7 protein-coding genes are annotated in these 10,829 nt (G+C 67.7%); 6 read left to right on the top strand and 1 reads right to left on the bottom strand.

Annotation, left to right across the window (positions count from 1 at the left end; translation table 11 throughout):
* Nucleotides 1-8 precede the first annotated feature (8 nt).
* The 6 genes from ACYPYD_RS22190 (at nucleotide 9) to ACYPYD_RS22215 (ending at nucleotide 7,920) form a co-directional block, all read left to right on the top strand.
* Nucleotides 9-1,976: an asparagine synthase-related protein gene (locus ACYPYD_RS22190; RefSeq protein WP_459665560.1), complete on the top strand. Its 1,968-nt coding sequence runs from the start codon at nucleotides 9-11 to the stop codon at nucleotides 1,974-1,976.
* On the top strand, nucleotides 1,973-3,037 hold the full coding sequence (locus ACYPYD_RS22195; protein ID WP_459665561.1) for a 50S ribosomal protein L11 methyltransferase: 1,065 nt from the start codon (nucleotides 1,973-1,975) through the stop codon (nucleotides 3,035-3,037). The genes ACYPYD_RS22190 and ACYPYD_RS22195 overlap by 4 nt, the downstream gene beginning before the upstream one ends.
* Complete coding sequence (locus tag ACYPYD_RS22200) at nucleotides 3,034-3,528, top strand: lasso peptide biosynthesis B2 protein (RefSeq protein WP_459665563.1); 495 nt, start codon at nucleotides 3,034-3,036, stop codon at nucleotides 3,526-3,528. Before ACYPYD_RS22195 ends, ACYPYD_RS22200 begins: the two co-directional genes overlap by 4 nt.
* On the top strand, nucleotides 3,483-4,682 hold the full coding sequence (locus tag ACYPYD_RS22205; protein WP_459665565.1) for a nucleotidyltransferase family protein: 1,200 nt from the start codon (nucleotides 3,483-3,485) through the stop codon (nucleotides 4,680-4,682). The genes ACYPYD_RS22200 and ACYPYD_RS22205 overlap by 46 nt, the downstream gene beginning before the upstream one ends.
* A gap of 138 nt (nucleotides 4,683-4,820) precedes the next feature.
* Nucleotides 4,821-5,246 carry a hypothetical protein gene (locus ACYPYD_RS22210; RefSeq protein ID WP_036525952.1) on the top strand — a complete coding sequence of 142 codons (426 nt, stop codon included), beginning with the start codon at nucleotides 4,821-4,823 and terminating at the stop codon, nucleotides 5,244-5,246.
* 142 nt (nucleotides 5,247-5,388) lie between these two features.
* Entirely contained in the window at nucleotides 5,389-7,920 is a 2,532-nt protein-coding gene (locus ACYPYD_RS22215) for a PepSY domain-containing protein (protein WP_459665567.1), read from the top strand.
* A 3-nt stretch (nucleotides 7,921-7,923) separates the two neighbouring features.
* Here the strand turns inward: ACYPYD_RS22215 and ACYPYD_RS22220 are convergent, their stop codons facing one another.
* Entirely contained in the window at nucleotides 7,924-10,803 is a 2,880-nt protein-coding gene (locus tag ACYPYD_RS22220) for an error-prone DNA polymerase (protein ID WP_459665570.1), read from the bottom strand.
* Between the last annotated feature and the right edge of the window lie 26 nt (nucleotides 10,804-10,829).

Below are 10,829 nucleotides of genomic sequence, written 5' to 3' on the forward strand. Positions count from 1 at the left end.
ATACCCGCATGACGGCGATCTGCGCCCGCTGGAACCGCGACGGCGCGGACGCTTCCGAGACTAGCCGGATTTTCGCACCGGCCGCGCGGCGATACGGGCGCGCGCGGTGGCATGAATGGAGCGACGGCGCGGCTTTCCTCGGCAAATGCCTCTATCCGCTGATGCCGCAAGACCGTCTGGCGGACCCGCTGGAGGACACTAAGCCTGCAGGTTCATCTCGCTGGATCATTGCCGCCGACGTCCGACTGACGGAACGCGAAGACCTTGCCCGGCAGCTTTCGCTCAATGCCGGCGGCCTGTCCGACAGCGCGCTGGTCGCCGCTGCGCTGGAACGGTGGGACGAGGCGGCGTTCGAGCGCATTTACGGCGTCTTCGCAGTCATCGCATGGGACCGGCACGGCAGGCGCCTGATCATGGCACGCGATGCGTTGGGCGAGCGGCCGTTGTTCTACCATGTGGAAGGCGTGCTCTGCTCCGCCGCATCGATGCCCGACATCCTGCTGGCCGACCCGCAGGTGCCCCGGGCACCCGATCCCGGCCAGTACCGCCAGTTCCTGAGAATGAACACATTCGGCCCGGGATGCTCGGCACTCCAGGGCATCCGTGTCGTCAGGCCCGGTCACATCGTCACGGTCGGCACCGCAGGCGTCGAGGAAAAACTCTGGTGGAAACCCGACCTCACGCCGCTGCAATTGCCGGAGCAGGCCGACTATGAAGCCGCGCTCGGCTCGGCGCTGGAAGCGGCAGTGGCGGCCTGCCTGCACCGCACGGCGGGGAAGTTGGGGACGCACCTCAGTTCCGGGTTCGACAGCACCGCCATAGCGACGACGGCGGCCCGGTTGCTTGCCGCACGGGGCGACAGCATCACCGCGTTTGTCGCCGCGCCCCGTTCCGGCCCGGGGCGCACGATGGCACCGCGCCACATCGCCGACGAATCGCTGCTGGCGGCTCGAACCGCCGCGATGCACTCGAACATGGACCTGGTCCGGCACGTGCCACGCGGCGGGCCGCTGGCAGCGCTGCATCGGACGCGCGGCCTCTATCCCACGCCCATCGCGAACTTGTGCAATCTGCCCTGGTTCGAGGAGATCAACGACCTTGCCCGCGATCACGGGGTAGGCGTCCTGCTGCACGGACTTCAGGGCAATACGTCGATCAGCGAATCCGGCGTCTGGGCCTTGCGCGAACTCGCCCGGCAGCGGCGGTTCGGCACCTGGCTGAAGATCGCACGAGGCCTCGTACGCGGCGGCTGGATGCGCTGGCGCGGGGTGCTGTTCAACACCATCGAGGATCGCCTTCCCGATCGGCTCTGGCGCTGGGCCATGGGCGCGTCCGGCCAGACCGTGGAGGATGAACGCGCGATGTCGCTGCTTTCGCCCGGGGCATACACGCAGGCTGCCGATGCCCACCGCCGGGCCGCCATCGCTGCCGGAGAACGCGAGCCCGACCTCGACGAGCACGGCCGGGAACGCGGGGTCACCTCGCTCGACTTCCGGCTCGGCGCCCTGCGGACGAACGGGGATGGCGACATGTACAAGGCGATGCTCGCGCAATGGGGGCTCGACCTGCGCGATCCGACGGCGGACCGGCGCCTCGTCGAACTCTCGCTGCGCATCCCGGTCGAGCGACTGATCTGGAACGGCGAACCGCGCGCGATCCTGCGCCGCATCCTGGCCGACCGCGCTCCGCCGGAAGTGCTGGATAACCGGCAGCGCGGCTACCAGAGCGCCGACTGGGCGCAATCGATCTGCGAGGACCGGCAAGCCTTCATCGAGGAGATGGAGCGGCTGGAACTCTATGAGCCGACCGCGGACTTCCTCGACACCGCCCGCATCCGCCGTCTCGTCGACACCCTGCCCGCCGCAGACTCCCCCGAATGGGACAGCGATGAGGCCGAGAACAGCTATCGCCTGGCCTGCCTGCGCACGATTTCGGCGGCAAGCCACATGCGGCACATCGCAAGGAGCAACCTGTGACGCCGGACGCCCGACAAGTCCCCGCAAGCACCGTCCCGATCGATACCCTGCTGGCTTCGGTCCACGGCAATCCCGTCGCCATGATCAATTGCGCGCGCACGCTATTGATGGCGAGCGGCGACGTTACGCGTGCCCGCGCGGTCTGCCATGAAGCGCTCGCGATTGCCCCCGGCCACCCAGAGGCGCTCGCCCTGGCCCGCCCGATCCTGTCGGACGGGATCGGCGCCTGGTATTTCACGATGGTCCTCGATGCCCGTCGCCATGCCCTCTATGCCAAGGCGCTCGGCCAGGTCCTTCGCAGCGGCGGCGTGGTGCTCGACATCGGCGCGGGAACGGGGCTTTTCGCGATGCTGGCCGTCCGGGCAGGCGCAACCCGGGTGATCGCCTGCGAGCGCGATCCGCAAGTCGCGCGGGCCGCGGAGCAAGCCATTGCGCGCAATGGCTTTGCGGATCGCATCACCGTCCTCCCGATCGATTCGCGCGAACTTCGGCTCGGACGCGACCTGCCCGAACCGGCCGACGTGCTGCTGTGGGACAATCTGGCCAACAATTTCTTGGGGGCCGGATGCGCGGCAACCCTGGCGGATGCAAAGGCGCGGCTGGTCAGGCCGGGGGCTCCGGTGTTGCCGGAACGGGCCGAACTCTTCGCCGCCCCGGTCACCGACCTGGAAGCGGCCGAGCACCGGATGGGCGTGGTCGAGGGTATCGACATGAGCGCCTTCAACATCTTGCGCTGCAGTGATTTCACCATTGCGCGCGGCAAGTTCGAACTGCGCGGCGCTCCTGTCACGCTGTTCGACTTCGATGCAGCGGGCGGGCGCATCCACCCTGGCCGCGCCAGCGCAGAAGTCTCGCTAAAGCGGGGCCGGGTCGACGGGATCGCCCAATGGCTGCGCTTCCACCTCGGCGAGGGACTGGTCTACGATACGCTGGACGAAGACGTGCGCGCCTTCGGCGCCCAGTTCCACGTCACCGAATGCTTCGAGGCGGACGAGGGCATGAGCGTGCACCTCCATGGCGCCCACGATACCCTCGACACCTGGTTCTGGCTGGAGCGGTGAACCGGGAAGACCTCTCCGCGCTGCGCATCAAGTTCGGCCGGTTCGACTGGGAAGAGCGCCGCTGCCTGGCCGAGGCGATGCTGCTCCTTGTACTGGCGGCGGTGGCGTTGCGCATCCTGCCGCTGAGGCTCTTGGGGCGAATCGCGGCGGCAGGACCTTTCGGCGCATCACCGCCAACGCCCGAGCGCAGCGAAGTGCTGACGTGGATGGTCGGCTGGGCCATCGACCGTGCCGCCAAGCGCAGCCCGCTGAGGGCATTGTGCTTCGAACAAGGGATGGCCGCACAGATCATGCTGCGCCGGCGCGGGATCGATTCCACGCTGCTGTACGGTATCGCTGCCATGCCCGGATCATCGCGCTCCATCCGTGCCCACGTCTGGATCGAGACCGCGCAGTTCCCGGTCATTGGCGCACCGGAACCCGGCGTCTTCGCCCTCCTCGCGACATGGCCCCGGGGACGGCGCGCGATCTGGGCGGACTGCGCGGCGTGACCGTGCGGTCACTCTTGCGGGCAGAATTCACATTCCTGCTGCGTGCCACCACCTGGCCGCACGATGCGGCAGCGATCGCAGCCATTCGCGCGGCGGCGAAGGACGTCACGGATCCGGACCTGCTGATGGCGCTGAGCCGCCGCCATCATGTGACCGGCCTCGTCGCGCGGGCAGTCGGTCACTGCGACCGCTTCGCCGGTTCGCGCCTGCGCCGGGACTTGCAGGCAGAAGCGATGGCGCTGGCGGAGGAGCAGTTCCGGCAACTCATGCAGACGCATCATGCCGTCGCTGCCTTGCGTGATCAGGGCATTTCCGTAGCCGTGCTCAAGGGCGTCCCCGCCGCGCTGGCCGTCTACGGCGAGGTAGGCGTAAGGCGCAGCGTGGACATCGATCTTCTCGTCGGACGCGATCATGTCGATCGGGCGCGCGGCGTGCTGGAGCGGATCGGCTACGCTCGCAGCGCTCCGCCGCCTGGTGCCACCGCGCACGAACTGCACGGCAGCAGGCGCTACGGCAAGGACTGGGGCTTCGATCACTTCCACAGCGACACCGGCATCGAACTGCACTGGCGGCTGTTCCAGAACCCGCGCCTGCTCGGCTGCGTGGATGCCGGGGATGCGCAGGCGCGCACGGTGGCCCCCGGGTTGAGCCTCCCGGTCCTGCCGCCGCACGTCACCGCACTCTACCTTGTCCTGCACGGTGCCGAGCACGCCTGGTCGCGGCTGAAGTGGCTGGCCGACCTTGCCGCGCTGCCGCGACAGGACACGCACATGCCCGGCCGCATCGCGGCGGCCGCAGCCGCACAGGGCCTCGCGCAACCGGCGATGGCGGCGCTGCTGTTGTCTCGTGAACTGTACGGGACGCCCATGCCGGAGGAAACGGCGATGCCGGGATGGCGGGCACGTGCACTTCACGCCGTCGCGCGCGCCAGCCTGCTCGGTGCACAGGATGGCGCTGAACTGGAGGATTGCGCAACGGCAACGACGAGGAAGAACCTCAGCCACTACCTGTTCAGCCTTGATCCGCGCTTCTGGTGGCACGAACTTGCCTACGATCTTTTCCATGATGCTGCCGGACGCGGTTTGCGGCACATCGCACAGCGGATGCTCAATGTCCTGCGGCTGCCCGCTGCTGCGAAAGTCTCCCCCCGTTAAAGCGGTTTCCGATCCGACTGCGTCGGAGAAACCGCTCTAAGTCATTCGTTTACAGCATTTTCCGGGTCATCAGATGTTTCCATCTGATTGGAAAATGCTCTAAACGCGATTTTCAGGATTGGGCGCTAGGGAAAAGTCATGAGCTTTCCCGCAGTGACACCGCAGCATCTGGTAATCGCGGCAAGGGCCGCCGCGCCCCTGTGCCTCGGAGGCCTTGCCTGGGCGGTGTTATGGATGGCCTGCACGCCGACCGTCGCCGCTGCGGGGTTCCTTCTGGGCGCGTCGGTCCTGCTCATGGGAGCGCCGCGGATCCGAGCCGGGGACCTGGTCGGTGCACTCCTGGTGTTCATGACCGTGCTGGAATGCATCCATGCAGGAGCTTCGGGAACCCTCGACGGCGCGCGTTGGCAGGCCTGCGTGGCGGCGGCTGGCACCACGGTTCTCTTGCTCAAAATCCAGCATTTGCGCGGGCTTGCCCGGCAGGATGCTTATGTTCCTCTGCGCCATCTGGAGCGCCGGAATGCCCTGTTCGGACGTACCGCGCCCGGTCGCCGCGCAGCCTGAATTACACTGGCAAAGCCGGAGAACCGGCCGAAAATCGCTTGATATTGCAACTTGCTAGCATTAGCGCAATTTCGCGAGAGGGAAGCGAAAGCCCGCAATGCCAACCGGCACGTGCTTTCTCCAGGGGGGAGCGCCGTTTCGCGTGCCCCGCATAGGGGACAAGGCCGAAGTGACGCGCAGAATTCTGTTCCAGATCCATTGGCTGCTGGGCATAACCGCAGGCCTCGTGCTGGCCGCGATGGGCCTGACCGGGGCCGCGATGAGCTTCGAAAACGAGATCATGCGCGTGCTGAGCCCCGGCATCGTCACGCTAAAACCCGGCAACGCACCGCCGCTCTCGCCAGATGCGGTAATTGCGCGCGCCTCCGCCCTGCACGAGGGCCTGAGGGTGGAGCGGCTCACCGTCGAAGCCGATCCGACGCGCGCATGGCAGGTGCAGTTCGAAGCCGGTGCGGACAAGCGGCGCGGCGAGCGCAGCTACGTCGATCCGCGCGACGGCCGCCTGCTCGGCGAACCGGTCGGCGCCGGGTTCTTCCAGACCGTGCAGGACCTCCACCGCTGGCTGGCACTTCCCGGCGGACCGAAGGGCTGGGGCCGCCAGATCACCGGCTTTTCCACGATCGGACTGATCTTCTTCGCCTTGTCCGGCCTCTACTTGCGCTGGCCCCGCCGCGCGCTCGACTGGCGCGCGTGGCTGGTGCTCGACTGGCGCAAGAGCGGGCGCAACCTCTACCGCGAACTGCATGTGGTGATCGGCAGCTGGGTCGCGCTCGTCTACCTGCTCAGCGCGTTCACCGGGCTATGGTGGTCCTACGAGTGGTATCGCCAAGGCGCGATGGTCGTGCTCACCGGCTCGGCGAAGGGCGAGGCCGAGGGCGGGCCGAAGAAGGACAAGGGCGCGCCGCGGCCTCCCGTCCTCCTCGCCCCGGCCTGGAAGACGGTGGAGCGCGAGACCGCCGGCCGCTTCGATTCGGTCTCCGTGACGCTGCCCGAAGCGGGCAAGAAGGCTACTTTCCGCGTGCTGCTGGCCGGCGCGCGGCATGACCGCATGACCGACAACCTCACCATCGACCTCGCCAGCGGCCGTCTGCTCAAGGCGGATCGCTATGCCGACAGGGTACTCGGCAAAGTCGTCGCGACGAGCATGTTCGAAATCCATCGCGGCGCCATCTTCGGGCTCCCCGGCCGCATCGTGATCTTCGTGACCAGCCTTGCCATGCCGCTTTTCGCGGTCACCGGGCTGCTGCTCTACATCGCGCGGCGCCGCCGCAAGCGCGCTCTCGCGCAAGTCCAGGGACTGCCCGCCGGCGGCGCAGCCAACACGGACATGCTGATCGCCTTCGCCAGCCAGACCGGCGGCGCCGAGCGACTGGCGCGGCAGACGGCAGCGGTCCTCGGCGGCGCCAAGGTCCTGCCGCTGTCTTCGGTGGACGGCACGGTGCTGGCGGAAACGCGGCGCGCGCTCTTCGTCGTCAGCACCTATGGCGAAGGCGAACCGCCTGACCGCGTCCGCCGTTTCGCACGCGAAACGATGGCCTTGCCGCCTGCGGCGAAGGACCTCGACTACGCCGTTCTCGCTTTGGGAGACCGCGAATATCCGCAGTTCTGCGCCTTCGGGCACGAGGTCGATCGCTGGCTCCACACAGGCGGCGGGCGGCGACTGTTCGATACCATCGAGGTCGATGGCGAGGACATCGATGCCGAGCGCCAGTGGCAGCAGCAACTGACCGCGCTGGGCGCCGATCCGATGGCGGCGGAATTCGCTCCCGCGCGCTACGGGCGCTGGCGTCTGGCCGGGCGAGAACTGCTCAATCCGGGCAGTCCGGGCGGTCCGGCGTTCCTGATCGCGCTCGAACCGCTCGACGGGGAAACGCTCGACTGGCAGGCCGGAGACATCGCCGAAATACGCCCCGCCAACGACCCGGCGGCGGTTTGCGCCCTGCTGGACAGAACGGCACTCAACGGCACCTACGAGGTACATAACCGCAGCCTTACCGCACACATCGCCGAATCCGTATTGCCCGAAACCCTCGCAGGCACGCCCGAAGAGATAGTCGCTGGACTGCGCCCGCTTCCTCACCGCGAATACTCGATCGCCTCGACCCCGACCGACGGATGCATCGAACTGATCGTCCGGCAGGTCCGGCGCGAGGACGGCAACCTCGGCCTCGGTTCGGGCTGGCTGACCGCGCATGCGCTGCTGGGGACGGAGATCGCGCTGCGGCTCCATGCCAACCCCGGCTTCCGCGTGTCCGAAGAGCAGCGCCAGCTGATCCTCATCGGCAACGGCACTGGCCTCGCGGGCCTGCGCGGCCACCTGCGGCAGGCGGCGGCGGCCGGAAGCGCCGGTCACTGGCTGTTGCTGGGCGAGCGTTCGCGGGAGCACGATGCCTTCCTCGACGCCGAACTGCGAGGCTGGCTGACGGACGGCACGCTGGCGCGGCTGGAGCGCACCTGGTCGCGCGATCCCGATTGCGGCCGCTACGTGCAGGAGGTGATCCCGCAAGTTGCCGATGCCTTGTGCGAGGCGGTCGAGCACGGGGCCACGATCCTCGTCTGCGGCAGCCTGCTGGGCATGGCGCCCGCCGTCGATGCGGCGTTGCGGGCCGTGCTCGGCGATGCGCTGCTGGAGGAGATGGCCGAGGGCGGCCGCTATCTGCGGGACATCTACTGAGCGTCAGTGGAAGTCGCGCGAGCGCGGCAGGATGCGCACGTTGCGCGGGTGGCCGCGTGTCGCATGCCCCGAAGTCGGGCGGTTCGGATCGTAGACCGGATGGCGCACCGCGTCGCCCGGCATCGGCTCGGGCTTGAGCGCGGGCGGAGCCGAGAGGCGGGACAGCGCCTCGCTGGCGTCGGTCACGCGGTCGACCATCAGGTGGACGACGCCTTCCTTGCTGTGCTGCACTTCACCGTCGATCACCATCAGCCGCGCGGCCATCACCGCGCGGCGCTGCTTCTCGAACTCGCGCGCCCAGAGCAGCGCATTGACCACGCCGGTCTCGTCCTCGATGGTGATGAAGATCGCGTTGCCCTTGCCCGGCCGCTGGCGGATGAGCACCACCCCCGCGACGCGCACCTTCCGGCCGTCCTTCGCGGCATTGACCCCGGCGCAGGTCAGCGCGCCCTGCCCTTCGAAATGCGCGCGCAGGAACTGCATCGGGTGGCCCTTCAGCGATAGCCGCTGCGTCTGGTAATCGGCCACGACTTCCTCGGACGGCGCCATCGCCGGGAGCGCGGCGTCGGGTTCCTTCGCCAGTTCGGGTGCATCGAGCGCGGCGAACAGCGGCAGCTGCACCGCCGGAACCCGCCGCGCCTCCCACCCTGCCTGCCGCCGACTCTGCCCCAGCGAGCCAAGCGCATCGGCATCCGCCAGCAGCCGCAAGGCGCGCGAAGGCAGGTTCGCCCGGCGCGCGGCATCTTCGAGGCTGGCGATGGGGGCAACCTTGCGGGCCTTCTCCAGCGCCTCGGCCCAGTTCTCCTTGAACCCGCCGATCTGCCTGAGGCCAAGGCGCAGGATACGTTCGCCTTCCAGCGTGTTGTCCCAGCAGCTTGCGGCGATGTCGATGGGCCGCACCTCCACCCCGTGCTGGCGCGCATCGGCGACCAGCTGCGCGGGCGCATAGAAACCCATCGGCTGGCTGTTGAGCAACGCGCAGGTGAACACCGCCGGATAGTGGCACTTCAGCCATGACGAGACATAGGCCAGCAGCCCGAACGCCTGCGCATGGCTTTCGGGAAAGCCGTATTCGCCGAAACCCTCGATCTGCTTGAAGCAGCCTTCCGCGAAATCCTGCGGGTAGCCGCGCCGAACCATACCGTTGACGAACTTCTCCTGATGCTGGTGGATCGTACCGTTGCGTCGGAACGTGGCCATCGAGCGGCGCAGGCGGTCGGCCTCTGCAGGCGTGAACTTCGCCGCGACGATCGCAAGGCGCATCGCCTGTTCCTGAAACAGCGGTACGCCCATGGTCTTGTGGAGCAGATCCTCCATCTCTCCCGGTGGCCCCGGAAAGACCACCTCCTCCTCCCCCGTGCGCCGCCGCAGATAGGGATGGACCATGCCGCCCTGAATCGGCCCCGGCCGCACGATGGCGACCTGAATGACGAGATCGTAGAGGATGCGCGGCTTCATGCGCGGCAACATCGCGATCTGGGCGCGGCTCTCGACCTGAAAGGTGCCGATGCTGTCGCCGGTGCAGAGCATGTCGTAGGTCGGCTTGTCGCCCTGCGGGACGGTGGCCAGTTCCAGATCGCGCAAACCGTGATCGCGCAGGAGGTCGAAGCTCTTGCGGATCGCCGTCAGCATGCCGAGCGCCAGAATGTCGACTTTCATCAGGCCGAGCGATTCCAGATCGTTCTTGTCCCACTCGATGAACGTGCGGTCCTCCATCGCCGCATTGTGGATCGGCACCAGTTCGTCGAGCCGTCCTTCGCTCAGCACGAAACCGCCGACGTGCTGCGACAGGTGGCGCGGATAGTTGAGCAGCCGCCCGACCATGTCGCGCAGACGCTCGACCTGCGGATTACCGGGGTCGAAGCCCGCCTCGGCCAGCCGCGTTTCGGGAAGTTCGTCGCCGCCCCAGCTGCCCCAGACGGTGCCCGAAAGCCGCGCGGTGACGTCCTCGCTCATGCCCAGCACCTTGCCGACTTCGCGGATGGCGCTGCGCTGGCGGTAGCAGATCGTGGTCGCGGCGATCCCGGCGCGCTCGCGGCCGTAGCGACGGTAGATGTACTGCATCACTTCCTCGCGGCGGGAATGCTCGAAATCGACGTCGATGTCGGGCGGCTCGTCGCGCTCGGTGGAAAGGAAGCGCGTGAACAGCAGCTTCTCCTGCACCGGGTCGATCGGGGTCACGCCGAGGAAGTAGCACACCAGCGAATTCGCCGCGCTGCCGCGTCCCTGACACAGGATAGGCTTTTTCAGACCGCGCGCGTAATGCACGATGTCGTGGACGGTGAGGAAGTAATAGGCGATCTTCTGGTCTCGGATCAGGCCGAATTCCTCGTCCAGCTTCTCGCGATATTCAGGCGGCAATCCAGCAGGAAAGCGTTTTTTCGCTCCTTCCACAGTAAGGTGTTCTAGCCACGGCTGTGGCTCCCAGCCTTCGGGCACCGGTTCGTGCGGGTATTCATACCGCAGATCGTCGAGGGTGAATTGCACGCAGGCCATCAGGTCCTGCGTCGCCGTCAAGGCATCGGGGCAGGCGCGGAACAGGCGGGCCATCTCGGCGGGAAACTTGAGGTGGCGCTCGGCATTGGCGGCGAGGCGACGGCCGGCGGTCTGGACGGTGAGCCCCTCGCGGATACAGGTGAGCACGTCCTGCATCGGGCGGTCCTCCGGGCTAGCGTAAAGCACGTCGTTGGTGGCGATCAGCGGCACGCCCGCGCGGGCGGCCAGCGCCATGCGCTGCGCCAGCCGACGCGCATCGCGGCCCGCGCGCGGCATCGTGGCGGCGAGCCAGAGCTTGACCTTACCGCCGCGCTTTACCTCATGATCGCCTGCATTCAGGCCCTCGTCCTGCCCCCCTCCTTCGTCATTGCGAGCGCAGCGAAGCAATCCAGGGCCGCTTAAACCGCCCTGGA

The organism is Novosphingobium sp. 11B (genome assembly GCF_054589055.1).